Genomic DNA, 24,893 nt, shown 5'->3' with positions numbered 1-24,893 from the left:
ATCATGAAACGTGTTCTTTGCGCGGTCCTCACGGCGATCGCGGGGCTGTCGGCGGTGGCGGGCACGGCGACGGCCGCGCCGGGCCCGCGTGCGGCGTGTCCCGACGACAAGCCGGGTTACGTGCGCTGCTTGACCTCGTACAAGCCTGCCGTGCGCGGTCTCGCCGACGTGCCGTCCGGCTGGGGAGCCTCCGATCTCGCGGCGGCGTACCGGCTTCCCGCCGGCGCGGGCGCCGACACGGTGGTCGCGATCTCGATCGCGTACGACGCGCCGAATCTGGAGTCGGATCTCAACACCTATCGCGCGCAGTTCGGCCTGCCCGCGTGCACGACCGCGAACGGCTGCTTCCGCAAGGTCAACCAGCGCGGCGACGCCGGGCCACTGCCCGCCTTCGAGATCGGCTGGGCGATCGAGTCGACCTTGGACGTCTCGATGGTGTCGGCGGCCTGCCCGGCTTGCCGGATCTTGGTGGTCGAGGCGGACGACCCGCGGCTGGACAACATGGCGGCGACCGAGGAGACGGCAGTGCGCCTCGGCGCGAAGGTCGTGTCGAACAGCTACGGCGCCCGGGAAACCGGCGCCGCGATCGCGCTCGGGAAGAGCTACGTGCACGAGGGCGCGACGATCGTCGCGGCTTCTGGCGACAACGGGTTCACCGCGGCGAGCTTCCCGGCGGTGCTGAGTTCGGTCGTGGCCGTCGGCGGGACCACGCTCGCGCGTGACGAAGGCTCGCCTCGCGGCTGGTCCGAGACCGTGTGGCAGGGCAGCGGCAGCGCTTGCTCGGCGTATGTCGCGAAACCGCGGTGGCAGAAGGACAAGAACTGCGGCAAGCGGACCGTGGCGGATGTCGCCGCGGTCGCGGAGACGCTCGCGCTCTACAGCACCGACGTGGGCGGCTGGATCACCGTCGACGGCACCAGCGCGTCGGCGCCGTTCGTCGCCGGGCTCTACGGCCGGACCGGGCATCTCGGCAAGCCGGGCGACCTCTACGGCCGCACGGGCTTCTTCGACGTTGTGACCGGCAACAACGACCCGCGGCTGGACGGCGCCAAATGCGGTGGCGACTACTTGTGCGTCGCGAAGCCCGGGTATGACGCGCCGACCGGCCTGGGGACGCCGGACGGGCTGACCGCCTTTTAGGTTCGGGTCGTGAGTGTTTCGGCCGGTTCTCTTGGCTGGAAAGTCAGACGTGGCGTGGTCTGGTGGGCGAGTTGATGTTCGCGAGTGGACGAATCTGGACATTGTGCGGCCAGATTCTTCCGTTCGCCGCGGCTAGCCATCTGCTTGCGAGGTCAGGCAAGTTGACTGAGGAGGAAATGGGGCGTTCAACGCCTCTAATCCACCTCAGTCAACTTGCTTGACTTGTGGTACTGGGGGTCGTGAGTGTTCCGGCCGGTTCTAACCGGCCTAAACACTCACGACCAGGTGACTCGCACCTCCGCGAAACCGCGGGCGGTCGCGATCCGCTCGGCCTCGTCACCCGCGGCGGCGCGTGCGGCGGGCGGGAGTGCCTCAAAAGGACTGATGTCGAAGTCGAGACGCTTCCGCCCTACCGCCTTCGCACGCCAGATGCCCGCGATCTCGCCGTCGGCCAGCACGACGCCGGGGTTGCCGAGCATCCGCCAGACCTCTTTCTGCCGCGCGCGATCCGGCACCAGGATCGCGCGGTCGCGGGCCTGCAGCAGCGGGTCCCAGGACGGCAGCAGCCGCACGAGGTCCGGCTCCGGAGGGTTCTCCAGCTCGGAAACCCGTTCCTGGGGCAGGAACGCGGGCTTGCCCTCCACCCGGACCTCGGCCAGGTCGTCCGGCCAGGTGTGCTTGACCGTGCCCGCGGTCGTCCCGGCGAACCCGGCCGCGTCCCCGCGCGTGCCCGGCCCGTTGACGTGCAGGTACCGGCGCACGACGGCGGTCGCCGCCGCGAGGTCCGGTTTGGTGCTGACCGGCTTGCGGCCTTCGAGCGGCGCGAGCACGGCGGGTGTCGCGTCCGGCTCCAGGCGGATGCCGCCGTGCAGTGAGGAGACGCGGAACAGCTGCTCCAGGATGTGCACGACCTGGCAGCCACGGCAGTAGTAGGTGAGGCCTTCCGGGATCAGCTTGGTGACGGCCGTGCTCGCGTCGCCTTTCGACGTGGGCTTCGGGATGGCCTTGCGCATCGCGCGGGCGGCGATGAACAGCGTCTCCACGGCCGGGATCGCCGCCGCCTCGACCATCTTGCGGTTCCAGCCCATGCGGGCCATCGCGTCGGCCTCGTCGATCGGCACGAGCGACCGCGTCAGCTCGGGCAGGTCCTCGCGGCGATGGAAGTGCTGGGCGCCGCGGTGCGACCACACCAGCGCGAACCGCTCGTCCTGAGTGAACGCCTCGCCGGTGATCGGCGCCGCGAGCCGCGCGACGAGCGCGTGCACCGCCGTGTCGCGGCTGCTGTCCTGCACGCCGAGGTCGAACACGGCCAGCTTCGCCGCGTCCTTCTCCTCGCGGTGCAGGCCCTGCACCGCGATCCGGTACGCCATCACCTGCGCGCGATCCACTTCCAGCACTTCGATGACTCCCTAGGACTCTCACGCACCAGATCCGAGAAACACGACCTACAGCGAGTACTCGAACGTGTAGGACATCGTCTGCGACCCCATCGAGCCGGACGCCTCGCCGCCGCCGCTCAGCCCGGCGAGCTCGCCGGTGCCGGAGCCGGGCACGACCGTCCAGCTGCCGTGGACGCCTTCGAGGTCGAAACCTACCTCGTGCCGGATGACGAAGCTGCCTTTGCGACCGTCCACTGAGCCTTCGATGCGCTCGAGGCCTGGCGAGGTGGTGCCGCGGCCGTCGAAGCCTTCGCCGGGATAGAAGAGCAGGTAGTCGCACACGGATTCGCCTTCGATGACGCCCGTGTAGGCGAACGTGACATGCGCGTGCGCCACCCGCGGCGCGCCTTCGGTCCCGCTGACGATCTTTTCGTCCCAGTTCTTCGGGGTGAAAGTGTTCATGCGGATCACTGTGCCGGGCATACCTGTCAGCTTGTGTCAGGTTTTACTGCCAGAATGAGCCCATGCGAGCGAGCAGGCTGCTTTCGGTTCTTCTGCTGTTGCAGAACCGCGGCCGGATGACCGCCGACGAGCTGGCGGCGGAGCTCGAGGTGTCCGTCCGCACGATCTATCGCGACATCGACGCGCTGTCCGCCTCCGGTGTGCCGGTCTACGCCGACCGCGGCCGCACCGGCGGCTACCAGCTCGTCGACGGCTATCGCACGCGCCTGACCGGGATGACCGAGGAGGAGGCGCAATCGCTTTCGCTGGCCGGTCTGCCGGTCGCGGCGGCCGAATTGGGCCTCGGCACGGTCCTCGCGGCCGCCCAGCTCAAGCTCTACGCGGCGCTGCCCGCGGAGTTGCGCAGCCGGGCAGGCAAGGTCGCCGAGCGTTTCTACCTGGACGTTCCGGGCTGGCATCGCGGCATCGAAAGCCTGCCGCATCTGGCGGAGATCGCCGAAGCCGTCTGGCAGAGCAAACTTTTGCGCATCCGCTACGAGAAGTGGGGCCAGCGCGTCGTCGATCGCACAGTGATGCCGCTGGGCTTGATCCTCAAGGCGGGCAATTGGTACCTCGCGGGCCGCTGCGAGGGCAGCGACCGCATGTATCGCGTGTCACGGATCCGCGAGGTCGAAGAACTGGACCCGTTCGAGCGTCCTGCCGACTTCGACCTGGCCTCGACCTGGCGAGAATGGTCCGAGCAGTTCGAGCGCCGGATGTTCCCGCGCGTCGCACTGGTCCACATGTCACCGCGCGCGCAGGCGCTGGCCGGGTTCTACTGCGGTGCGGTCGGCGAACGCGCGGTCCGCGAGGCGCGGGCTTCGCGGGAGCCGGACGCGGATGGCTGGCTGCTCGTCGACCTGCCGGTCGAGAAAGGCGAGCCCGCGCTGGGTGAGCTGCTGCGCTTCGGCGGGCATCTGCGAGTGTTGGAGCCCGCCGAGTTACGGGACGAGGTCGCGCGGGCGATCAGGGAGATGGGCGCGTTGTATGGCTGAGCTCACCGGGGTCACGATCGGCATCACCGCCGAGCGCCGGGCGGACGAGTTCATCGCCGCCCTCGAACGCAAGGGCGCGACGGTCCGGCACGCCCCGACCATCCGCATCGTCCCCCTGCCCGATGACGCGCTGTTGCGCGCCGCCACCGTCGAAGTGCTGGCCGGCGTCGACTTCACGGCCATCACGACCGGCGCGGGCTTCCGCGGCTGGACCGGCGCGGCGGACGGCTGGGGGATGGACCTGGTCCCGGTGCTGGGCCGCTCCCGGATCTTCGCGCGCGGCCCGAAGGCGGTCGGCGCGGTGCGCGGCCGCGGCCTGACCGAGCAGTGGTCGGCCCCGTCCGAGACGAACGCCGAGCTGTTCTCGGGCCTGATCGCCACCGGCGTGTCCGGCGCGCGGGTGGCGGTCCAGCTGCACGGCGCCCCGCTGCCGGAGTTCACCGGGCAGCTGCTGGACGCGGGCGCCTCGGTCATCGAGGCCCAGCCGTACCGCTGGCTCTGGCCGGAGGACCTTTCGCCCGCGCATCGGCTGCTCGACGGCGTTCTCGCGGGCGAGGTGGGCGCATTGGCGTTCACCAGCGCTCCGGCGGCGAAGAACCTGCTCACCCTGGCGCGCGATTCGGGCCGGTTGGATGCGCTTGTGGACGCCCTGCGCGGTGACGTCGTCTGCGCGTGCGTCGGCCCGGTCACCGCGGCGCCGCTGGTCGAGCTGGGAATTCCGACCCTCCAACCGGACCGCCAGCGCCTCGGAGCCTTAGTGAAACTCCTCGCCTCAGCGTTGGGGTCGTGAGTGTTCCGGCCGGTTAGAACCGGCTGGAACACTCACGACCCCCTACCAGAGCCCGCCTTCAGGCTCTTCTGTCTTCCATCGGTAAACCCGCAGGTCCACGCGCTGGTCGTTTGCCAACACGCCTTCAGCGCGGAGCAGTTCCAGCTGCTCGTGGGCCAGATGCGGCGCGGGGGTCCCGTTCGCGCGGAGGATGCGGTGCCACGGCAGGTCGTGGCCGTCCTCGGCGAGGATCCGGCCGATCAGGCGAGGTGAAGGCGCGCCTGAGGCGTCGGCGATGTCACCGTAGGTGGCCACTTTGCCCGCGGGGACGGACAAGATGACCGTGCGCACGCGTTCGTGCAGCTCGTCGTCCATATTCACACTTTGCCGTGTGGCGCGCGCGGGCCGGGCGGGTGGGCATGGTTCCATCCAAGGATGCGCGGATCGACGGTTCAGGCGGGGGCGCGGCTCGTCCGCGTGCCCGCCGGTGCGCGTCGTGAGCTCGTCTGGGACGACCAGGCGCGCCGGGTGCTGGCCGGGCCCGACGGGTACAAGCGGGTGCTGGGCGGGCCGGGCACCGGCAAGACCACGTTGCTCGCGGCGGCGGCCGCCGCGCGGATCGCGGATGGCGCCGATCCGGAGAGCCTGCTGCTGCTGACGGCGTCGCGGCGCGCGGCGGAGTCGTTGCGCGCGCAGATCACGCGGATGGTGACCACCGAGCACACCATCCGCGAGCCGATCGTGCGCACCGTGCACTCGTACGCGTTCGCGTTGCTGCGGCAGCAGGCGCAGGCCGACGGGCTGCCGACGCCGCGGCTGCTGTCCGGCGCCGAGCAGGACGTCGTCGTGCGTGAACTGCTCGTCGGCGACCTCGAGAACGGCGCGCCGGACTGGCCGGAGCCGCTGCGGCCCGCGCTGGCCGTGCCCGGGTTCGCCGAGGAGCTGCGTGACCTGCTGCTGCGTGCCGCCGAGCGCGGGCTCGGGCCGGAAGACCTGATCAAGCTCGGCCGCCAGCAGCAGCGCGGCGAGTGGGTGGCCGCCGGGAAGTTCTGGCGCCAGTACGAAGAGGTCACCCTGCTCTCCGCCGGTGGCGGCAACGCGCTCGGCCTGCCCAGCGCGCCCGCGATGGACGCCGCCGAGCTGGTCGCTTCGGCGCTGGTCGCGCTCGAAGACGACCACGAGCTGATGGAACGCGAGCAGGCCCGCGTGCGGCACCTGTTCGTCGACGACGCCCAGCATCTCGACCCGCTGCAGTTCCGGCTGCTGCGCACGGTCGGTTCCACCGCGGGCGAGTTCGTCGTCGCGGGCGACCCCGACCAGTCCGTCTTCTCTTTCCGCGGCGCGGATCCGTCGCTGCTGACCATGGACGACCAGAGCGGGGACCGCACCGTCCGGCTGATGACCAGCCACCGGCTCGGCGGCAACGTGCACGCCGCCGTCTCGCGGCTCACCGGCACGCTGACCGGCGTCGGCAGGCATCGCCGTTTCACGACGAAGCCCGGCGCGCTGCCCGGCCAGGTCAAGATCAGGCTCATGCCGACGCCCGCCGCCGAGGCGAGCTGGATCGCCGACCAGCTGCGGCGCGCGCATCTCATCGACGGGGTGCCGTGGTCGGAGATGGCCGTGCTCGTCCGGTCACCCGCGCGTACTTTCCTTGTCCTGCAACGCGCTTTACGCGCTGCGGGGGTGCCGGTCGGCTCGGCGATGGAAGAGCTGCCGCTCGCGAAGCAGCCCGCGGTCCGGCCGCTGCTGATCGCGTTGCGGCTCGCGGCCAACCCGGAACTGCTGGACGTCGACCTCGCCGAGCTGCTGCTCTCGTCGCCGCTGGGCGGCGCGGACCCGCTCGCGTTGCGGCGGCTGCGGCGCGGCCTGCGGCGGCTGGAGACCGCGGGCGGCGGTCAGCGGTCGAGCGATGACCTGCTGGTGGAAGTGTTGCGGGGCAACGACATCCTGGCCGGGCTCGGCGATGCGGAGGCGATCCCGGTCCGCCGCGTCGGCGGGCTGTTGCACGCGGCGCACCAGTCGGTGCGCTCGGGTGCCGGTGTCGAACAGGTGCTGTGGGAGCTGTGGCAGGCGAGCGGGCTGGAGTCCCGCCTGACGCGGCTCACGGAACGCGGCGGCTCGCTCGGCATGCAGGCGGACCGGGACCTCGACGCGATCGTCGCGCTGTTCGACGCGGCCGGGCGGTATGCCGACAGGCTGCCGAAGTCGAGCGTGGCGGCGTTCGCGGAATACCTTGGCTCGCAACACATCGCGGGTGACAGCCTCGCCCCGCGCGCGGCGCGAGGCGAAGGTGTGTCGCTGCTGACCGCGCACGGCGCGGCCGGTCGCGAATGGACGGTCGTGTCCGTCGCCGGTGTCCAGGAGGGCAGCTGGCCGGACCTGCGGCTGCGCGGATCCCTGCTGGGCGTGGAAAGACTCGTCGACCTGCTGTCCGGAGTGGACGACAAGGCGTCGATGATCGCGCCGATCCTCGCCGAAGAGCGGCGCTTGTTCTACGTCGCGGCGAGCCGTGCCAGGCGGACGCTGCTGGTGAGTGCGGTCGCCGGGGAAGACGAGCAGCCGTCCCGGTTCCTCGACGAGCTGGAAGAGGCGGGCGACGAGTCGAAGGACATGCGCACCAAGCCGCCCGGCCGTTCACTGGTGCTGGCCGAGCTGGTCGGCGAGCTGCGCCGGGTCGTCTGCGATGAGGCGTCGGAGCCGGTGCGGCGTGACCGTGCCGCGCGCCAGCTGGCGAAACTCGCCGCCGCCGGGGTGCCAGGAGCGCACCCGGGTACCTGGTACGGGCTCGCCGAACCGTCGACCGACCAGCCGTTGCACGGCCCAGGCGATCTGGTCAAGATCTCGCCGTCCACTGTGGACATCCTGACTCGGTGTCCGTTGCGGTGGCTCATCGAACGGCATGGCGGCAGCGATCCCGCGCAGCTCGCGGCCGTCACCGGCACCCTGGTGCACGGGCTCGCGCAGGCCGCCGCCGGTGGGCTCGACGACGAGCAGCTCAAGGTCGCGCTCGACGAGGCATGGGCCAAAGTGGACGCCGGCGCGCCCTGGTTCTCCCGCCGCGAACGCCGCCGCGTCGAGCAGATGCTGCGCAACTTCATCGCCTGGTTGCGCCAAAGCCGCGCCGAGCTGAAGGAAGCCGGTGTCGAGCAGGACATCGAAGTCGAGCTGCCCCAAGGGGATGGCGAGACGCGGGTGCTGCTGCGCGGCCGGGTCGACCGGGTCGAGGTGGACGCCGAGGGACGCCCGGTGATCGTCGACATCAAGACCGGCAAGGTCCCGGTGACGGCCGCGGACGCCGAACTGCATCCGCAGCTCGCCGCGTATCAGCTGGCCGTGCTGCTCGGCGCGTTCGACGGCAAGACCGAGCCGGGTGGCGCGAAGCTCGTCTACGTGGCCAAGGCCAACAACAAAACCGGCTCCACGCAACGGGACCAGCCGCCGATGACGCCCGAGGGCGGCGGCCAGTGGCTGGAGCTCGTGCACAAGGCGGCGGCCGACGCGGCCGGTCCCGCGTACGAGGCCAACGAGAACTCCGACTGCGACCGGTGCCCGGCGCGCGGTTCGTGCCCGCTGCGTCCCGAGGGGCGGCAGGTGACCGAGTAGTGCGCACCACGGGGTGGGTCTCACCCGCCGACATCGCCGAAGCGCTCGGCCTGCACCGGCCGACGCCCGAGCAGTCGGACGTGATCGCCGCACCGGTCGAGCCCGCGCTGGTCGTCGCGGGCGCCGGCGCGGGCAAGACCGAGACGATGGCCGCGCGGGTGGTCTGGCTGGTGGCCAACGGGATCGTCACACCCGAGCGCGTGCTCGGCCTGACGTTCACCCGCAAGGCCGCGCGGCAGCTCGCCGAGCGGGTGCGTGCTCGGCTGAAAAGGCTTGCTGGATCAGGACTTCTGGAGCGGATCGATCCCAGTGGCGCGCGGCAGGCCGCCGTGCTCGCCGGTGAGCCGACCGTCCTCACGTATCACGCCTACGCGGGGCGGCTGCTCGGCGAGCACGGGCTCCGGCTGCCGGTGCAACCTGGTGTCCGGCTTCTGTCGGAGACCGCGTCGTGGCAGCTGGCGCATCGCGTGGTGTCCACTTGGGACCATGACCTGGACACCGACCGGGTGCCGTCGTCGGTGACCGCCCAGGTGCTCGCGCTGGCCGGGGAACTGGGCGAGCACCTGGTCGAGCTCGATCAGCTCGGCGATTACACGCGTTGGCTGTGCCAGGTCATCGAGAACGCGCCGCGCGCCAAGGGGCAGCGGGCCGCGTTGCCGCAGAAGCTGGCGGAGATCATTGCCGCCCAACGGTTCCGGCTCGAACTGCTGCCGCTGGTCGAGGGCTATCACCACCGCAAGCGCGCGGAGGGCGCGCTCGACTTCGCCGACCAGATGTCGCTGGCCGCGCAGCTCGCGTCGAGTCATCCCGAGGTCGTGACGGGTGAGCGTGACCGGTACGGCGCGGTGCTGCTCGACGAGTACCAGGACACCGGGCACGCGCAGCGCGTGCTGCTGCGGTCGCTGTTCGGGATGGGGGAGCGGCCGCCGCTGCCGGTGACCGCGGTCGGCGACCCGGCGCAGGCGATCTACGGCTGGCGCGGCGCGAGCGCGGCCAACCTGCCGCGCTTCACCACGGACTTCCCGCGCGTCGACGGGAAGCTGCTGCCCGCGCACGAATACGGGCTGCTGACCAGTTTCCGCAACCCGGCCGCGATCCTCACGCTCGCCAACGCGATCTCGGAACCGTTGCGCGCCAAGGGACTCGGCGTCGAACGGCTGCGCGCGCGGGACGGCGCTCCGCCCGCGGACATCGCGTGCGCGTTGCTCAAGGACGTGCGCGCCGAACGCGTGTGGGTCGCCGACGCGCTCGCCCAGCGCTGGTACGCGCACCAGGACGAGCACGGCACGCCACCGACGGCCGCGGTGCTCGTGCGCCGCCGCGCCGACATGGCGCCGATCGCGGCCGAGCTGCGGGCACGCGGGCTGCCGGTCGAGGTGGTCGGCCTCGGCGGGCTGCTCGACGAACCCGAGGTCGCGGACCTGGTCAGCACGTTGCGCGTGCTCGCGGACCCGCTCGCGGGCACGGCGGCCGCCCGGCTGCTGACGGGTGCGCGCTGGCGGATCGCGGCGGCTGACCTGGCCGCGTTGTGGCGGCGCGCGAACCAGCTGTCCAATCCCGGTCAGCAGGCCGCGAAGGACGAGGTCGTGCTCTACACCGAGCGCGCGGAGCAGGCCGGGCTGGTCGACGCGATCGACGATCCCGGTCATCCCGGGCAGTACTCGCCCGACGGGTTCCGGCGGATCCAGCGCATCGCCCAGGAACTGTCGATGCTGCGGCGCCGTCTCGACCAGTCGCTGCCCGAACTCGTCGCGGACGTGGAACGGACGCTGCTGCTGGACGTCGAGTCGCTGGCCAGGCCCGGCGCCGCGGGGCGGGTGCACCTGGACGCGTTCGCCGACGTCGTCACCGACTACGCGGAGGCCTCGCCGACGGCGACCCTGTTGTCCTTTGTGGACTATCTGAACACCGCCGCGCACGCGGAGGACGGGCTCACGCCCGGTGAGGTCGAGGTCGTGCCGGACCGGGTGCAGGTGCTCACCGGGCACTCGGCCAAGGGGCTCGAATGGGAGATCGTGGCCGTGCCGCATCTGGTGCAGGACACGTTCCCGAGCAAGCGGCGGTCGTCGTCCTGGCTGCGTACGGTCACCGCGCTGCCCGCGGCGCTGCGTGGTGACGCGCAGGACCTGCCCGAGCTACGCGTCGCCGACGGGTACGACCGCAAGGAAGTGCTCGAAGGCCTTGAACTGCACGAGGAAGGCTTCGCCGAGCGGGAGGCCGAGGAAGAGCGGCGGCTCTGTTACGTCGCGCTGACCCGGTCTGAGCGGGCGTTGCTGGTGTCCGGGCATTGGTGGAACGAGACGAGCGCCCGGCCGAAGGGACCGTCGACGTTCCTGACGGAGATCCTCGGCGTGCTCGAGGAAACGTCCGTCGGCGAGATCGTGGAATGGGCGGACGAGCCCGACCCCGACGACGAGAACCCGTTGGTCACCGACTCACGCAAGGTGGTGTGGCCGGTCGACCCGCTCGGCGTGCGGCGCGAGCCGGTGGCCAACGGCGTCGAACTCGTGCTGGCCGCGATGTCCGACGCCGAGGACCCGGACGACCCCGACGCGCCCGCCGAGGACGAGGACGACCCCGACGGCTGGATCACCGATACGCAGGTGCTGCTCGCGGAGCGGGCGCGCGCGGTGGCGAACGTGCAGCAGGTGACGCTGCCCGATCACCTCTCGGTGAGCCAGCTCGTCGAGCTCGCGTCGGACGCGGAAGGTCTCGCGCGGCGACTGCGGCGGCCACTTCCGCTGGCGCCCAACACGTTCGCGCGCCGCGGCACGGCGTTCCACGGCTGGCTGGAGCACCGGTTCGGCGGCGGGCGGCTGTTCGAGATCGACGACCTGCCGGGCGCGGCGGACGCGGACGAGGCCGACGACGGCGAGCTCATCGCGCTGCAGGAGGCGTTCGAGGCGAGCGCGTGGGCGGCGCGGATGCCGGTCGACGTCGAGGTCCCGTTCTCGACCGATCTCGACGGGGTGACCGTGCGCGGCCGGATGGACGCGGTGTTCCAGGAGCCGGACGGCACCTGGACGGTCGTCGACTGGAAGACCGGTGCGGTGCCCGACGGCGAGAAGCTGCGGCCGCTGGCGGTGCAGCTCACCGCGTATCGGCTGGCGTGGGCGGCTTTGCGTGGCGTCGACCCGTCACAGGTGCGCGCGGCGTTCCATTACGTGAAGCACGACCGTACGGTCTGGCCGGAGGACCTTTTGGACGCCGAAGGCCTGCGCGAGCTGCTGCGCGGCGTCCCCACGGCCGAGGATTAGGCGTTGTCGCGGACCTTAAGCGCCCACGCGATGAGCGGCCACTGCACCGGCAGCCGCGCGTAGGCGACGGCGCGCTCCTTGCCCTTGGCGTCCAAGGCCTGCTTGACGTTGGCGGGGAAGACACCGAGGAACATCAGCGCCGCGGCGAGCCCGCCCAGCTCGCGCGTCTTCGGCAGCGCGATCGACGTCGCGACCGCCAGTTCGACCACGCCGGACGCGTGCGTCCACTGCCGGGGTGAGCCGGGCAGCTCCTTCGGCACCATCGTGTCGAAGAACTTGGGACGCGCGAAATGCATGACGCCGGCGAGACCGAGGAAAGCGGCCAGGAACGCCGCGGGACGCTGTGAAGACATGCCTCAGAGCAAAGCACATCCGCCGTCGGCGACATGACATCTGATCATGCAATTCCGACCGGCGATCGGCGCTGTACGAATCGTGCGGTTCGGATAGCATGCGCGGCGTGAGTGATGCTGATCATCGGCCAGATCATGAACTCGTCGGCGTGATCAGGATGCCGGAGACGGCGGTCAGCCCGTTGCGGTCGATCGTCAAGCGCATCATCGGCGCGCTGCTGGCGCTGCTGGCGACGGTGCTGATCGTCTACCTCGACCGTGACGGCTACCGCGACGCCAACGGCGACGGGCTCAGCTTCCTCGACTGCCTGTACTACTCGACGGTCTCGCTCTCGACCACCGGCTACGGTGACATCGCGCCGGCCACCGAGACGGCGCGGCTGGTCAACGTCCTCGTCATCACCCCATTGCGCGTGCTGTTCCTCATCGTGCTGGTCGGCACGACACTCGAGGTGCTGACCGAACGGTCGCGGCAGGCGTTCAAGATCCAGAAGTGGAGGTCGAAGGTGGAGGACCACGTGGTGGTCGTCGGGTTCGGCACCAAGGGCCGGTCCGCGGTGAACACGCTGCTGGGCGACGAGAGCCTGCCACCGAACCACATCGTGGTCGTCGACACCGACCAGCAGGCGCTCGACGCGGCGAGCGCGCTCGGCCTGGTCACCGTGCACGGCTCCGCCACCCGGTCCGACGTGCTCCGGGTCGCGGGCGTGCAGCGCGCGCGGGCCGTGGTCGTCGCGCCGAACCGGGACGACACGGCGGTGCTGGTCACGCTCACCGCGCGGGAGATCGCGCCGAACTCGCACATCGTGGCCTCGGTGCGCGAGGCCGAGAACGTCCACCTGCTGAAGCAGTCGGGCGCGAACCAGGTCGTGGTGTCCAGCGAGACCGCAGGCCGCCTGCTCGGCATGGCGACCTCGACGCCGCTGGTCGTCGACATGGTCGAGGACCTGCTCACCCCGGAGTCCGGGCTCGCGATCGCCGAGCGCCCGGTCGAGCCTGGCGAGGTCGGAGGGTCGCCGCGGCACCTGTCGGACATCGTCCTCGGCGTGGTCCGCGACGGCGAGCTCTACCGGGTCGACGCGCCGCAGGCCGACGCCATCGAGCACGGTGACCGGCTGCTTTACGTCAAGAAGGTGACGTTCGCCGACAAGATCGAGCGGTGACCGGCCCGGCTGTGTTTTGCCGCTGCCATCTGGAACCATGGCTGATGTGCGGCGATCGGAACCACTCAGAAACGCGGTCGTGCCGCGTTGGACACCCTTCGCCGTCGCAGGCGCCCTCGCGCTCTTCGTGGTCATCGCCTCGTGGTTCGCGGGGCCCGGCCTGTTCGCGCTGACCGGCGAGGCCAAAGGCGTCGTCGTCGAGGCCGAGGTCACCGGGCCCGCCCCGTGCACCGGGCCGGCGCCGCACGAGGCCGTGCGCATCCCGCAGGGCGGCCACACCCTCGACGCCACACTCACCGCGTGCGGCCACAACCAGGGCGAGAAGGTCAAGGTCCTGCTGCCGGACGAGCACACGGGCAACCTCACCGTCGACCCGGCCGAGTTCGTCACCGGCGCCAACGACCTCGCGCGGCCCGCGGGCCTGGCCCTGCTCACCCTGAGCTGCGCCGCGGGCGCGGGCTTCGTCTACCTGTTGCAGCGGACCCCCGCCCGCCCCTGACGCCCCGCTGAAGCCCGAAAGCCACTTTCGGCAGGTCCCATTACCCGAAAGCCACTTTTGTCAGATCGCACCTGACGAAAGCCACTTTCGGGGTTTCGTCAGGAGACGGCTGACGCGGGTGCCGAGAACGTGTTGCAGTCGACGATCCGGTCACTCTTCGCACCCGCCCGCCACCACGCGGCGTAGTGGGCGTTCGTGCCGTGGTCCCGGCTGCCCGAGGTGTTGTCGCCCCGGGTCTCCTGGTCGTTCCAGGCCTTGTCGAACATGTCCTTGGTCAGCGAGCCGCCCTGGTCGACGTGCGCGCCCAGGAACATCCCCGAGAAGCACTGCGCCTGCAGCTCCTTGCGCCGGGACATCTCGAGCCCGGCCGGGCTGTTGGGGCCGACCTCGTAGATCTTCTGCCACGCCGCGTCCATCAGCCCGGCGACCTCTTGCACGTGGTGGCCGTACTCGTGCGCGAACAGCGCCAGGTAGACGCCGGGGTTGTTGCCGTACTGGTCGGTCTGGAGACCGCGGAACGGCACGTAGAGGTTGTTCTCGCAGTAGTACGCGGCCGTCGCGATGCCGACCTGGATGGTGCCGCATTCGGTGTCGAAGCTGGGCCCGGTCGGGAAGTGCAGCGCGGGCGGCGAGAACGGCAGGTGGTAGTACTCGAGGAACGGGCCCCAGGCCGCGTCGAGGCAGCGGCTGGCGGCGGTGAAGAACTGCTCGGCCGCGTTCTGGTTGCTCTGCCACGCGGGCAGGGTGCAGACGCGGTTCTTCAGCCCGGCCGCCGGGTCCTGCAGGATCGGGTGGTCGGCGAGCTTGAGGATCTTCTGCTGCTCGGGCTGCTGCGTCGGGCTCGGCTTGCTGACCGGCGCGGACGGGCTGGCCGTCGACGACAGCGTCGTGGGCGGCGGCTTCTGCGGCGGCGGGGTCGGCGCGGCGCTGCTGCTGAACCCGGCCGCGGCCACGTTGCCGTTGTCGTCGCGGTTGAGCGCGACGATCGCCACCATCCCGAGCACGAGCACGGCGACCGCGCTCAGCGCGATCACCACGATCGCCAGCGGCGACTTCTTCTGCGGCGGTGGCGGGGGCCCCTGGAACCAGGGCCCGCCTTGCTGACGGCCGGGCGCCGGTGGCGGCTGGACCGCGCCAGAAGGCGGCCAGGTGCCGTGGGGCGGTTGCGTCATCGATGCGGTCCCGTGGGGGTCTCGGTGGACACGGGCCGGGGCTGCCGGCACGGTCCAGCATAACTAGCCTCACCCGAGTTAAGTGTCTGTCAGGTCGGGCCTGTGGTGGCTCGCTGGTCAGCGCTCTGCAAGAGTGTGCGCAAGCATTGTCTGAGGGGCTAGGGGCTTCGATGAGTGATACCGGTGGAAAGTCCGTGCCAGAAGAACCGGACGCGCCGACACCGAGCCAGGGGATACCGCGCCACGAACCGAGCGGTTTCATCCAGCCCGCGAAGTCCGAGCAGCCCGCCGATGTCACGCCCGAGCAGCCCGCAGACGCCGCACCCGAGCAGCCGTCCGGCGGCTTCGTGCCGCCCTCAGCTCCTGAGCAGCCGTCTGGCGGTTTCGTGCCCCCGTCCGCGCCCGAGCAGCCCGCCGGTGGCTTCGTGCCGCCGTCCGCACCCGCGCCGCAGCCCGGTTACGCACCGGCGCCCGGCCTGCCGCTCCCGCCTCAGTGGAACCCGCAGGGCTACGGCAAGCCCGGTGTCGTGCCGCTGCGCCCGCTGAACCTCGGCGAGATCCTCGACGGCGCGATCACCATCATCCGCCGCTACCCGGGCCAGGTGCTCGGCGTGTCGGCGATCATCGCGGTGATCAGCGCGGTGCTGAACTTCGGCACCGCGTTCCTGCTCGCGGACAACCTCGTCGAGATCGAGCAGCTCGGCCCGGCCGCGACCGACCAGCAGCGCGCCGACCAGGCGTGGAGGATCCTGGGCCCGACGATCGGGTCATTGGCGATCGTGCTGCTCATCACCGTTCTCATGCACGCGATCCTGCAGGGCTACCTGACGACCATCGCGGGCAAGGCGGTGCTGGGCAGGCCGGTCTCTGTCAAGGAGGCCGTGTCGGAGGTCGGTCCACGGATCCCGCAACTGGTGGTCGTGGGCCTGCTCTACGGCCTGATGTGCTTCGTCGGCCTCCTGCTGTGCGTGGTCGGCGTAGTGGTCCCGGGGACGTTCTTCGCGCTGGCCTCGGCCGCGCTGATCCTCGAGCGCAGCACGATCATGGAGTCGCTGCGCCGCTCCGGGCGCCTGGTCAGCAAGGCCTTCGGGCGGGTACTGGGCTTCCTGATCGTCGCGTACCTGATCAGCTGGGTGCTGAGCTTCATCATCCAGCTGCCGTTCGACCTCGGCGCCGGCGGCACGCTCGGCCGTCTCTTCGGGGTGTCGGCCCCGCACGTCCCGACGACCGGCGACCTGATCATCCAGGCGGCGGGCTCCGTGGTGGTGGACACGCTGATCGCGCCGTTCTCCGCATTGGTGATCGTGCTGATCTACGTCGACCTGCGAATGCGGCAGGAAGGTATGGACATCGACTTGGCGCGAGCGGCCGGAACGGCTCCGCAGAACCCGCCCGCGCCGCCCCAGCAGTGGTGAGAATGGACATCCCGGTCGTCATCGGCCGGGACGACGCGCGCCGCGCTGCCCAGGAGGAGCTGACCGACCAGCGTTACCAGGCGGCGAAGCCCTCGTGGTTCGACGAGGCGTTGCGCTGGCTGGCCGAACGGCTCGGCGAGTTCCTCGGCAACGTGGAAAGCATCGTGCCGGGTGGCGTGTTCGGCCTGGTGGCGATCGTCGTGATCCTCATCGGCGCCGTCGTGGCCGTGCGCGTGCGCAGCGGCAAGATCCGGCGTGCGGCGAGCGCGGACCGGCTCGTGTTCGACGGCGGCCGGTCCCGGTCGGCGGCGGAACATCGCAAGGCCGCCGAAGAAGCGGCGGGGCGTGGCGATTTCGCGGACGCCGTGCGTGAGCGTTTCCGCGCGATCGTGCGCGCGCTCGAAGAACGCGCGCTGCTCGAAGAACGGTCGGGCCGCACCGCGGACGAAGCCGCCGCCGACGCGGGGCGTCTGCTTCCCGAGCTCGCCGCCGGCCTCTATCAGGGTGCGCGTTTGTTCGACGACGTCCACTACGGCGACCGAACGGCCACCGAAGCGGGCTATCGCGAGCTGACCGATCTCGATCAGCGGATCCAGAAGGCCAAACCGGTCGCGATGGCGGCCGGATGAGCACCTCCGTCTCGCCCGACGCGCGCGGTATCTGGCTGAAGGCGCGCTGGCCGCTGGCGTTCGTCGCGTTCGTGCTCGTCGCGGGCGCGGTGCTGACGCTGGCCGGCGGGCAGCCGAACCGCGACTTCCTCGACCCGGCGTCGTATCAGCCCAAAGGCTCACACGCGCTGGCCAAACTGCTCGAAGACCGCGGCGTGGAGATCGAAACGGTCCACACGGCGGACGACGCGGACGCCGCGCTCAACGGTGAATCGACGTTGTTCGTCGTCCTGCCCGAGATGATCGACCCCGGCCGTCTCGGACAGCTCGCCGGACGCGCCGGTGACGTCGTGCTGCTCTCGCCCGCGCAGGACGTCGCCCGCGTGGCGCCGTCGGTCGAGGCGATGGGGCCCGGCGAAGTCGGCGTGCACGAGCCCGGCTGCAAGCTCGAAGCGGCCGTCGCCGCCGGGTCGGCGCGGGTCGGCGGGATCCGGTATCGGGCGACCGGGCCGGACGTGACGCTGTGCTACCAGGACTCGCTCGCGCAGATACGGACCGAGCGGGGCACGACCACGCTGGTCGGCTCGGCCGCGCCGGTCACGAACGAGCGGCTCGCCGAAGAAGGCAACGCGGCGCTGATGATGCGCCTGCTCGGGACGCGTTCGAAGCTCGTCTGGTACATCCCGTCGCCGTCGGACATCGACGCCGCCGCGAAGAAGACGTTCTACGAACTGGTCCCCGACGGCTGGAAGTTCGCCGTCATCGAACTCGGATTCGCGGCCGTGCTGATCGCGCTGTGGCGCGCGCGGCGGCTGGGCCCGGTGGTCACCGAGCCGCTGCCGATCGTGGTCCGCGCGGCCGAGACGACCGAAGGCCGCGCCCGGCTCTACCGCCGGTCCGGCGCGGCCGACCACGCCGCGGAGACACTGCGCGAGGCCAGCCGCGCGCGGCTCAAACCGCTGCTCGGACTGCCGGTCGACGCCGAGGCGGCGGCCGTGGTGGCTTCCGTCGCGCAGCGCACCGGCCGTCAGGAGGCCGAAATCGGCGCGGTGCTCTATGGCACGCCGGTCACCGACGACCAGACGATGGTCCGGCTGGCCGGCGCGCTCGACGAACTGGAACGGAAAGTGGGGGAGTAAGTGACCAGCACGCAAGTATCGACCGCGCAGGCGCGTGAAGCGCTCATCGCGCTGAAGGGCGAGGTCGGCAGGGCCGTCGTCGGTAACGACGCGGCGGTGACCGGCCTGATCCTGGCGCTGCTGTGCCGGGGCCACGTGCTCATCGAAGGCGTGCCCGGCGTCGGGAAGACGCTGCTCGTGCGCGCGCTCGCGTCCGCGCTGAGCCTGGAGACCAAGCGCATCCAGTTCACGCCCGACCTGATGCCGGGTGACGTCACCGGCTCGATCGTCTACGACGCGCACAGCGGCGAGTTCTCGTTCCGCGAGGGCCCCGTCTTCACCAACCTGCTGCTCGCCGACGAGATCAACCGGACGCCGCCGAAGACGCAGTCGGCGCTGCTGGAGGCGATGGAGGAGCGGCAGGTCTCGCTGGACGGCCGGTCGCGGCCGCTGCCGGACCCGTTCATCGTCATCGCGACGCAGAACCCGGTCGAGTACGAAGGCACGTACTCGCTGCCGGAGGCGCAGCTGGACCGGTTCCTGCTCAAGCTGACGATGCCGGCGCCGTCCCGTGAGGACGAGTTCGGCATCCTCGTCCGGCACTCGCAGGGCTTCGACCCGCGCGACCTCGGCGCGGCCGGGATCAAGCCGGTCGCCGGGCCCGAGCACCTCGCCGCCGCGCGGCAGGCGGTCGGCGCGGTGACCGTCCGGCCGGAGGTGATCGGCTACATCGTCGACATCTGCCGCGCGACCCGGTCGACGCCGTCGATCCGCATCGGCGTCTCCCCGCGTGGCGCGACCGCGCTGCTGGCGGCGACCAGGGCGTGGGCATGGCTCGCCGGTCGCGACTACGCGACGCCGGACGACGTCAAGGCGCTGGCCAGGCCCGCGCTGCGGCACCGGCTCGACCTGCGCCCGGAAGCCGAGCTCGAAGGCGCCACGGCCGACGGTGTGCTGGACCGCGTGCTCGCGTCCGTGCCCGTCCCGCGCTGATGGCGCTCACCGGACGACTCGGGCTGCTGGCGGCGCTGGGCGCGCTGGTGGTCGGCTTCGTCCTGCCTTCCTGGCTGGGTGTCTGGGCGGTTCTGGGGACTCTGGCGCTGGGCGTGGCCGTCGATCTCGCGCTGGCGGGCAGTGTTCGCGAGTTGCGGTTCATTCGGTCGGGCGCGTCGTCCGTCCGGCTCGGTGAGACGGCCGAGGTCACGCTCACCGTCGCCAACCACGGCCGCCGCGTGCGCGGGGCGCTGCGCGACGCGTGGCCGCCGAGCGCGGGCGCGCACGAGGACCGGCACGTGCTCGAGCTGCCGTCCGGTGAACGCCGCCGGTTCGTCACCCGGCTGACCCCGACGCGGCGCGGCGACCGGCCCGCGCATCGGGTGACCGTGCGTTCGCTCGGCCCGCTCGGGCTCGCCGCGCGCCAGGGTTCGCATGTGGTGCCGTGGTCCGTGCGCGTGCTGCCGCCGTTCCACAGCCGCAAGCACCTGCCGTCGCGGCTGGCACGCCTGCAGCAGCTCGACGGCCGCAACGCGATGCTGATCCGCGGGCAGGGCACCGAGTTCGACTCACTGCGCGAATACGTGATCGGCGACGACGTGCGGTCCATCGACTGGCGCGCCACCGCGCGCGCGTCGGACGTGATGGTCCGGACCTGGCGCCCGGAACGTGACCGCCATGTCGTGCTCGTGCTCGACACCGGCCGCGTGTCGGCCGGCCGGGTCGGCGACGCGCCCCGGCTCGACGCGGCCATGGACGCCGCGCTGCTGCTGGCCGTGCTGGCGTCGAAGGCGGGCGACCGGGTCGACCTGCTCTGCTACGACCGGCAGGTGCGCGCGGCCGTGACCGGCTCTTCAGCGGGGGAGTTGCTGCCGTCACTGGTCAACGCGATGGCGCCGATCGAGCCGTCGCTGGTCGAGACCGATTCGCGCGGGATGGTCGCCGAGGTGCTGAGGCGGACCCGGCGCCGCTCGCTCGTCGTGCTGCTGACCGGGCTCGACGCGGCGCCGATGGAGGAAGGACTGCTGCCGGTCCTGACCTCGCTGACCTCACGTCACCAGGTGGTCATCGCGTCCGTCGCGGATCCGCGCGTCGCCGAGATGGCGCGTGCCCGTGGCGACGCGGAAGCCGTCTACGACGCCGCGGCCGCGGAGAAGACGCTCGCCGAGCGACGCCAGGTGACCGCTCGCCTCGGCCGCCATGACATTCAGGTCGTCGACGCGACGCCCGAGGATCTGCCGCCCGCGCTCGCGGATCGGTATTTGGCGTTGAAGGCGGCCGGGAAGCTCTAGTCAGGCGCTCACCCTCCGGGGAACCCGGCCTCACACCTTGGAGTGGGGCCGCTGGTGCGATCGCTGCCCTGCTGCAATGTTCAACAAGATGAACGTCGCCCAGTTCAACAAGGTGAAGCGGGTCCTGGCGCTGGTCGCCTGCGCACTGGTGCTCAGTCCGGCGCCCGCCTCGGCGCAGCCCGCCGGGGCACCGCTGTACCTCGCGGACGGCGGCGGCGCCGTCTCGCTCGCCGATGTCGACGGCAAGCCGGTGCTCGCGGACGCCAAAGACGCCAAGGCGCAATGGACGTACGCGAAGGATCTGCTCCAGTTCAAGAACGTGGCGAGCGGGAACTGCCTGGCCGCGGTCAGCCCGGTCGACGGCATCGGCGTCACCATGGCCGCCTGCGCCGACAAGAACCGCTACCAGCAGTGGAAGCGCCAGGCGGGCGCGCCGGGCCTCGTCGTGCTCGGCAACGTCGCGACCGCGCGCTGCTTGACCGCGGACGGCACCGGCGCCGGCGCGCGGCTCTACCAGGAGGTTTGCTCGCTCACGGGCATCGCGAACACGTGGGCGGCGGGCGGCCGCACGCTCGCGATCATCTCCGGCAACGACCAGCGCCTGGGCGCGGCCCAGCCCGTCGGCGTGCCGTTCGTGGTCAAGGTGATCGGCGAGAACGGGCAGCCCGCGGCCGGCGTCCCGGTGAACTTCTATGTCCGGTCCGCACGCGCTAAGAACTACCTCGCGTTCGAAGGCGGCGGCGAGACCGCGACGGCCACCAGCGGCGCCGACGGCATCGCGACCAGCCCGAAGATCAAGCTCGCCGAGCCCGGCGAGTTCGAGATCCGGTTCACCGGCAGCGCGAGCCTCGACGACAGCAACACGATCGTCTTCGAAGGCACCTGTCTCTGCTGAGTCGACTATCCGGACTCACGAATCGCGAATGCGTGTCAGCCGGTCTCGGGCAACGCGTCACCCGCGTCGCGCGCGTCGACGTCGCCGGTCTCGCCGTCGCGCGCCGCGCGGCGGCCGACCACGAACACGTACGCCAGGAACAGGACCTCAACCACCGCGCCGATCCCGATCCGGGCCCAGGTCGGCAGCCCGGACGGGGTCACGAACCCCTCGATCGCGCCGGACACGAACAGCACGCACGCGAGCCCGAGCGCCATCACCACCACCGACCGGCCCTGCTCGGCCAGCGCCGCCGCCCGCGAACGCCTGCCGGGGCTGATCACCGTCCAGCCCAGCTTCAGCCCGGTGCCCGCCGCCACGAAGACCGCGGTCAGCTCGAGCAGGCCGTGCGGCATGATCAGGCCCAGGAAGACGTCGCCGCGCCCGACCGAGTTCATCAGCCCGCCACCGACGGCCAGCACCTGGATGTTCTGCCACAATGCGCCGATCACCGGGAGGCCGAACACCACCCCGAAGAACAGGCACACCGCCGCCACCCACGCGTTGTTCGTCCACACGTGGAACGCGAACGAAGAGGCGGGCCCGGTCGAGTAGTACGTCTCGTACTGCCCGCCGGGTTCGGTCATCTCCTTGACGAGTTCGGGCGGCGCGATCGCTGTGCGCACCTCGGGGTCGTTCGCGATCCACGCGGCGAGCACGGTCGCGATCGCCAGCGACAGCACCGCCGTCGGCACCCACCAGCGCCTGCTCAGGTACACCGTCGCCGGGAACCGGCGCGTGAAGAACAGCCCGAACTCACGCCACGCGGGCGAGCTCGTCCCGGTCACCGCCGACCGCGCGCGGGCGACGACCCCGGACAGGTGGGAGACCAGCGCCGGGTCCGGCGCGACGGAACGGATGATCGACAGATGCGTGGCCGCGCGCTGGTAGAGCGAGACGAGCTCGTCGGCCTCCGCGCCACGCAGCCGGTTCGCGCGACGGGTCAGCTGACTCAGCCGGTCCCAGTCCGGCCGATGCGCCGCGACGAAGACATCCACGTCCATGAACCGCTCCTCATCCCCCAAAACCACACCGGGCGCGCTGCCGTGAATGTCGCTTTCGTGTGTCGTGAGCAACGTTCGTATTCGGTGTCCACCCGGTCTTCGCACACCTTACTGTTGACCTCGTGAAAGAAGAGACGGATCTCGTCACGGGCGAGGCCGTGGTGCTGGACCTGCGGGTCGCCAGACTGGCCAGCCGGGGCGCCGCGATGCTCCTCGACGTGCTGCTCCAGGCGTTGACGCTGCTGGTCGTGTTCCTCGTGCTGGTGATGACGTCCTCGGGCGACGAATCGCTGCTCGGCGCGGTGATGCTGGTCTCGACCGTGCTCGTGCTGGTCGGCTACCCGGTGCTGTTCGAGACCCTCACGCGGGGCAAGACGCTCGGCAAGATGGCGCTCGGCCTGCGCGTCGTCCGCGCCGACGGCGGCGCGATCCGGTTCCGCCAGGCGCTCACCCGCGGCCTGTGCGGCGCGCTGGTCGACTTCTGGATGCTGGGATTCTTCGGCGTGGTCGCGATCCTCGTCTCGGCCTTCTCCCGCGACGGGAAACGGGTGGGCGACTACCTGGCGGGCACCGTCGTGATCCGCGAACGCGTGCCGGACGTGGCCGCCGCCACGCCCGTCCACATGCCACCGCAGCTGGCCCAATGGGCGTCTCAGCTGGACCTTTCCGGCCTGCCGAACGACTTGGCGCTGTCGATCCGCCAATATCTCGCCCGGTACCACGACCTGCGTCCCGAAGCCGCTCACGCGCTCGGCTGGAGCCTCGCGCAGCAGGTCGGCGCCCGCCTCGGCGCGGGAGTGCCGCAGGGTGTCCCGGTCTGGGCCTACCTGAGCGCGATCCTCGCCGAACGCCGCCGTCGTGAACTGGCCCGCGCGGGGCACGCGCCCGAGCCGATGATGCCGATCTCCGGGATGCCGGTCCCACAGACCACCTACGTCAACCCGGACCCGGCGACCCAGTCACACCCGGCCGCACCCGCGCCGGCCGAGCAGCTCCGCACCGAACAGCAGGCCCTCACCGAACAGCTCCGCACCGAACAGCAGTCCCTCACCGAACAGCAGCCTCCGGCCCAGCAGCGGCCGACCCAGGAACCCCCGGTCGCGGAAAGCCCGTTCGCGCCACCCCAGTGACCGCGTCGCCCGCGCGTATCGCGAATCCGCGATACGCGCGGGCGTCACCTCAGGACACGTCCCCCGACGGGGACGCCCAGGTGTTGCACTGCACGTTGCGGTTCTTCAGCGCGCCGGTCTGCCACCAGCCCGACGAATGCGCGTCACTGCCGTGGTCACGCGGACCCTTGCCGTGATCGCCGCGCTGCTGGGTGCGCCACGCGTCGTTGTACATCGTGCGGTTGATGTCGCCACCTCGGTCCACAGTGGAACCGAGGAACATCCCGGAGAAGCACTGCGCCTGCAGTTCCAGCCGCCGTGAGTACTCCAGGCCCTCCGCCGAGTCGGCGCCCGCGTCGTACCGCTTCTCGTTCATCGCGGGCATGATGCCGGTGATCTGCTGGATGTGGTGCCCGTATTCGTGCGCGAACACCGCGAGGTAGACGCCGGGCCGGTTGCCGAAGTCCTTCACCTGCAGACCCTCGTACGGCATGTACAGCGTCTGGTTGGTCGGACAGTAGAACGCCGCCGCCGACCCCTGGCTGACCCCGCCGCACGGGCTGGACCACGAACTGCCGGACGGATACTTGATGTCCGGGAAGTTGAACGGCAGGTCCACATAGGCCAGCGCGTACTTCCACGACTCGGCCGTGCATTTCGCCGCGCTGTCGAAGAACGACTCCGCCGCGCTCGGGTTGTTCGCCCACCGGTTGAGCCCGCACCGGATGTTCGGCAGCCCGCCGTCGGACTTGCTGAACAACGCGTTGTCGGCGAGCTTGCGCGGCGCCTTCGGTGCCGAAGACGCACTCGTCGTCGTGCTCGTGGACCGCGTGGTGCTCGTGCTGCCGGTCGACCGTGACGTCGTCGTCGAGGTGCTGGTCGTCGTCGACGTGGTCTCGCTCGAGGTGATCGTCGGGCGTGTGCTGTATCCGGCGTCGGCCACGTGGTGTCGTTTCCCGCCACCGGCCAGCGCGAACGTCGCGATCAGCCCGCCGACGACCACGAACACGCCCACCGCGAGGATCCCGACCACCATGCCGGTGTTCGACTTCTTCGCGGGCGCGTACCCGGGCCCGAACCGAGGCCCGAACGCGGGCTGCCCGAACGGCGCCTGCATGCCCGGGTTGAACGGGGCGGGCGGCGGCATCGGCGCGGCCATGGGCGGCGGCAACGGCTGCCCGCCCGTCTGCGGCCATGACGGCGGTCCCATCGGCGGCCGCTGCGCGGGCGGCGGGCCTTGCGGCGGCATCGGAGCCATCGGGGGCATCGGTGGCTGACCACCTGGCGGCCGTCCACCGGGAGGCGGTCCCGGCTGGTGCCCGCCAGGCGGCGGTCCCATCGGCGGGCGGGCAGGCGGCATCGGCCGCGCACCGGGCGGCGGCAGGGGTCGGGAGCCGGGCGGGGGCAGCGGCCGTCCGCCCGTCGGTCCCTGGCCCGGCCGGTGACGTGGATCCGGCGGGCCGTGCGGCGGTTGGGTCATCGAGAGGGAACCCCCAGTGGTCTTGCTCCGTCAAAAGGCAGGTCTTCACCCAGTTGGCGGGTTTCGTCTTCTGGGCCGCCAGCATAAATGGATTGATCTAGGGTGT

22 protein-coding genes are annotated in these 24,893 nt (G+C 71.2%); 15 read left to right on the top strand and 7 right to left on the bottom strand.

Annotated elements, in window-relative coordinates; translation table 11 throughout:
- Positions 1-3: 3 nt before the first annotated feature.
- The gene (locus tag BLV57_RS40255) at positions 4-1,140 is read left to right on the top strand and encodes a S53 family peptidase (protein WP_091299360.1); all 1,137 of its coding nucleotides are present in this window, start codon (positions 4-6) and stop codon (positions 1,138-1,140) included.
- Between the two features lie 275 nt (positions 1,141-1,415).
- Here BLV57_RS40255 and BLV57_RS40250 read toward each other — a convergent pair whose 3' ends face one another.
- A complete protein-coding gene (locus BLV57_RS40250; protein ID WP_091299357.1) occupies positions 1,416-2,537 on the bottom strand; it encodes a DNA glycosylase AlkZ-like family protein in 1,122 nt (373 codons plus the stop codon).
- 48 nt (positions 2,538-2,585) lie between these two features.
- A complete protein-coding gene (locus tag BLV57_RS40245; RefSeq protein ID WP_091299355.1) occupies positions 2,586-2,981 on the bottom strand; it encodes a DUF3224 domain-containing protein in 396 nt (131 codons plus the stop codon).
- Between the two features lie 62 nt (positions 2,982-3,043).
- On the opposite strand from BLV57_RS40245, the gene BLV57_RS40240 reads away from it, so the two are divergent.
- A complete protein-coding gene (locus BLV57_RS40240; RefSeq protein WP_091299353.1) occupies positions 3,044-4,015 on the top strand; it encodes a helix-turn-helix transcriptional regulator in 972 nt (323 codons plus the stop codon).
- Positions 4,008-4,805, top strand: coding sequence for a uroporphyrinogen-III synthase (locus tag BLV57_RS40235; RefSeq protein ID WP_091299350.1), 798 nt, complete (start codon positions 4,008-4,010; stop codon positions 4,803-4,805). The genes BLV57_RS40240 and BLV57_RS40235 overlap by 8 nt, the downstream gene beginning before the upstream one ends.
- A gap of 42 nt (positions 4,806-4,847) precedes the next feature.
- Here the strand turns inward: BLV57_RS40235 and BLV57_RS40230 are convergent, their stop codons facing one another.
- The gene (locus BLV57_RS40230) at positions 4,848-5,159 is read right to left on the bottom strand and encodes an MGMT family protein (protein WP_091299348.1); all 312 of its coding nucleotides are present in this window, start codon (positions 5,157-5,159) and stop codon (positions 4,848-4,850) included.
- 60 nt (positions 5,160-5,219) lie between these two features.
- Here BLV57_RS40230 and BLV57_RS40225 point away from each other — a divergent pair, with 60 nt between their 5' ends.
- Positions 5,220-8,390 (top strand): ATP-dependent helicase, encoded by a 3,171-nt coding sequence (locus BLV57_RS40225; protein WP_091299345.1) that lies wholly within the window; start codon positions 5,220-5,222, stop codon positions 8,388-8,390.
- Positions 8,390-11,647 carry an ATP-dependent helicase gene (locus tag BLV57_RS40220; protein ID WP_091299343.1) on the top strand — a complete coding sequence of 1,086 codons (3,258 nt, stop codon included), beginning with the start codon at positions 8,390-8,392 and terminating at the stop codon, positions 11,645-11,647. Before BLV57_RS40225 ends, BLV57_RS40220 begins: the two co-directional genes overlap by 1 nt.
- On the opposite strand, the gene BLV57_RS40215 is transcribed toward BLV57_RS40220, so the two are convergent.
- Positions 11,644-12,000, bottom strand: a complete 357-nt coding sequence (locus tag BLV57_RS40215) for a DoxX family protein (protein ID WP_091299341.1) — start codon at positions 11,998-12,000, stop codon at positions 11,644-11,646. The genes BLV57_RS40220 and BLV57_RS40215 overlap by 4 nt on opposite strands.
- A gap of 158 nt (positions 12,001-12,158) precedes the next feature.
- Between BLV57_RS40215 and BLV57_RS40210 the strand changes: the two genes are divergently transcribed.
- Both BLV57_RS40210 and BLV57_RS40205 read left to right on the top strand, forming a co-directional pair.
- Positions 12,159-13,163 (top strand): potassium channel family protein, encoded by a 1,005-nt coding sequence (locus tag BLV57_RS40210; protein ID WP_245757726.1) that lies wholly within the window; start codon positions 12,159-12,161, stop codon positions 13,161-13,163.
- 79 nt (positions 13,164-13,242) lie between these two features.
- A complete protein-coding gene (locus BLV57_RS40205; protein ID WP_143047287.1) occupies positions 13,243-13,662 on the top strand; it encodes a hypothetical protein in 420 nt (139 codons plus the stop codon).
- Between the two features lie 98 nt (positions 13,663-13,760).
- Here BLV57_RS40205 and BLV57_RS40200 read toward each other — a convergent pair whose 3' ends face one another.
- The gene (locus BLV57_RS40200; RefSeq protein WP_091299332.1) at positions 13,761-14,834 is read right to left on the bottom strand and encodes a neutral zinc metallopeptidase; all 1,074 of its coding nucleotides are present in this window, start codon (positions 14,832-14,834) and stop codon (positions 13,761-13,763) included.
- Between the two features lie 194 nt (positions 14,835-15,028).
- Between BLV57_RS40200 and BLV57_RS40195 the strand changes: the two genes are divergently transcribed.
- The 6 genes from BLV57_RS40195 (at position 15,029) to BLV57_RS40170 (ending at position 21,155) form a co-directional block, all read left to right on the top strand.
- The gene (locus BLV57_RS40195; RefSeq protein ID WP_091299329.1) at positions 15,029-16,249 is read left to right on the top strand and encodes a hypothetical protein; all 1,221 of its coding nucleotides are present in this window, start codon (positions 15,029-15,031) and stop codon (positions 16,247-16,249) included.
- A 2-nt stretch (positions 16,250-16,251) separates the two neighbouring features.
- A complete protein-coding gene (locus BLV57_RS40190; RefSeq protein WP_091299326.1) occupies positions 16,252-16,878 on the top strand; it encodes a DUF4129 domain-containing protein in 627 nt (208 codons plus the stop codon).
- Entirely contained in the window at positions 16,875-17,996 is a 1,122-nt protein-coding gene (locus BLV57_RS40185) for a DUF4350 domain-containing protein (RefSeq protein WP_091299323.1), read from the top strand. Before BLV57_RS40190 ends, BLV57_RS40185 begins: the two co-directional genes overlap by 4 nt.
- Positions 17,997-18,968 (top strand): AAA family ATPase, encoded by a 972-nt coding sequence (locus tag BLV57_RS40180; protein WP_091299321.1) that lies wholly within the window; start codon positions 17,997-17,999, stop codon positions 18,966-18,968.
- Positions 18,968-20,260, top strand: coding sequence for a DUF58 domain-containing protein (locus BLV57_RS40175; RefSeq protein WP_091299318.1), 1,293 nt, complete (start codon positions 18,968-18,970; stop codon positions 20,258-20,260). The genes BLV57_RS40180 and BLV57_RS40175 overlap by 1 nt, the downstream gene beginning before the upstream one ends.
- A 76-nt stretch (positions 20,261-20,336) precedes the next feature.
- Positions 20,337-21,155 carry an RICIN domain-containing protein gene (locus BLV57_RS40170; protein ID WP_245757720.1) on the top strand — a complete coding sequence of 273 codons (819 nt, stop codon included), beginning with the start codon at positions 20,337-20,339 and terminating at the stop codon, positions 21,153-21,155.
- A 35-nt stretch (positions 21,156-21,190) separates the two neighbouring features.
- Here the strand turns inward: BLV57_RS40170 and BLV57_RS40165 are convergent, their stop codons facing one another.
- Positions 21,191-22,198 (bottom strand): stage II sporulation protein M, encoded by a 1,008-nt coding sequence (locus tag BLV57_RS40165; RefSeq protein WP_091299315.1) that lies wholly within the window; start codon positions 22,196-22,198, stop codon positions 21,191-21,193.
- 122 nt (positions 22,199-22,320) lie between these two features.
- Between BLV57_RS40165 and BLV57_RS40160 the strand changes: the two genes are divergently transcribed.
- Positions 22,321-23,328 carry an RDD family protein gene (locus BLV57_RS40160; protein ID WP_091299313.1) on the top strand — a complete coding sequence of 336 codons (1,008 nt, stop codon included), beginning with the start codon at positions 22,321-22,323 and terminating at the stop codon, positions 23,326-23,328.
- A gap of 49 nt (positions 23,329-23,377) precedes the next feature.
- Here the strand turns inward: BLV57_RS40160 and BLV57_RS44160 are convergent, their stop codons facing one another.
- Positions 23,378-24,067 carry a neutral zinc metallopeptidase gene (locus BLV57_RS44160; protein ID WP_245757725.1) on the bottom strand — a complete coding sequence of 230 codons (690 nt, stop codon included), beginning with the start codon at positions 24,065-24,067 and terminating at the stop codon, positions 23,378-23,380.
- Between BLV57_RS44160 and BLV57_RS44305 the strand changes: the two genes are divergently transcribed.
- Positions 24,033-24,584, top strand: coding sequence for a hypothetical protein (locus tag BLV57_RS44305; protein WP_281244479.1), 552 nt, complete (start codon positions 24,033-24,035; stop codon positions 24,582-24,584). The genes BLV57_RS44160 and BLV57_RS44305 overlap by 35 nt on opposite strands.
- Positions 24,585-24,893: the final 309 nt, after the last annotated feature.

The sequence above is a fragment of the Amycolatopsis xylanica genome (assembly GCF_900107045.1).
GTDB lineage: Bacteria > Actinomycetota > Actinomycetes > Mycobacteriales > Pseudonocardiaceae > Amycolatopsis > Amycolatopsis xylanica.
The sequence above is the reverse complement of the archived record's forward strand: the minus strand, read 5'-3'. Positions and strand labels throughout refer to the sequence as shown.

Bases quoted from the DNA above. Each gene is read 5' to 3' on its own strand.
- BLV57_RS40255 (WP_091299360.1), top strand. From the start codon at position 4: ATGAAACGTGTTCTTTGCGCGGTCCTCACGGCGATCGCGGGGCTGTCG.
- BLV57_RS40245 (WP_091299355.1), bottom strand. From the start codon at position 2,981: ATGAACACTTTCACCCCGAAGAACTGGGACGAAAAGATCGTCAGCGGG.
- BLV57_RS40240 (WP_091299353.1), top strand. From the start codon at position 3,044: ATGCGAGCGAGCAGGCTGCTTTCGGTTCTTCTGCTGTTGCAGAACCGC.
- BLV57_RS40235 (WP_091299350.1), top strand. From the start codon at position 4,008: ATGGCTGAGCTCACCGGGGTCACGATCGGCATCACCGCCGAGCGCCGG.
- BLV57_RS40230 (WP_091299348.1), bottom strand. From the start codon at position 5,159: ATGGACGACGAGCTGCACGAACGCGTGCGCACGGTCATCTTGTCCGTC.
- BLV57_RS40225 (WP_091299345.1), top strand. From the start codon at position 5,220: ATGCGCGGATCGACGGTTCAGGCGGGGGCGCGGCTCGTCCGCGTGCCC.
- BLV57_RS40215 (WP_091299341.1), bottom strand. From the start codon at position 12,000: ATGTCTTCACAGCGTCCCGCGGCGTTCCTGGCCGCTTTCCTCGGTCTC.
- BLV57_RS40210 (WP_245757726.1), top strand. From the start codon at position 12,159: ATGCCGGAGACGGCGGTCAGCCCGTTGCGGTCGATCGTCAAGCGCATC.
- BLV57_RS40200 (WP_091299332.1), bottom strand. From the start codon at position 14,834: ATGACGCAACCGCCCCACGGCACCTGGCCGCCTTCTGGCGCGGTCCAG.
- BLV57_RS40190 (WP_091299326.1), top strand. From the start codon at position 16,252: ATGGACATCCCGGTCGTCATCGGCCGGGACGACGCGCGCCGCGCTGCC.
- BLV57_RS40185 (WP_091299323.1), top strand. From the start codon at position 16,875: ATGAGCACCTCCGTCTCGCCCGACGCGCGCGGTATCTGGCTGAAGGCG.
- BLV57_RS40175 (WP_091299318.1), top strand. From the start codon at position 18,968: ATGGCGCTCACCGGACGACTCGGGCTGCTGGCGGCGCTGGGCGCGCTG.
- BLV57_RS40170 (WP_245757720.1), top strand. From the start codon at position 20,337: ATGTTCAACAAGATGAACGTCGCCCAGTTCAACAAGGTGAAGCGGGTC.
- BLV57_RS40165 (WP_091299315.1), bottom strand. From the start codon at position 22,198: ATGGACGTGGATGTCTTCGTCGCGGCGCATCGGCCGGACTGGGACCGG.
- BLV57_RS44305 (WP_281244479.1), top strand. From the start codon at position 24,033: ATGTTCGGCAGCCCGCCGTCGGACTTGCTGAACAACGCGTTGTCGGCG.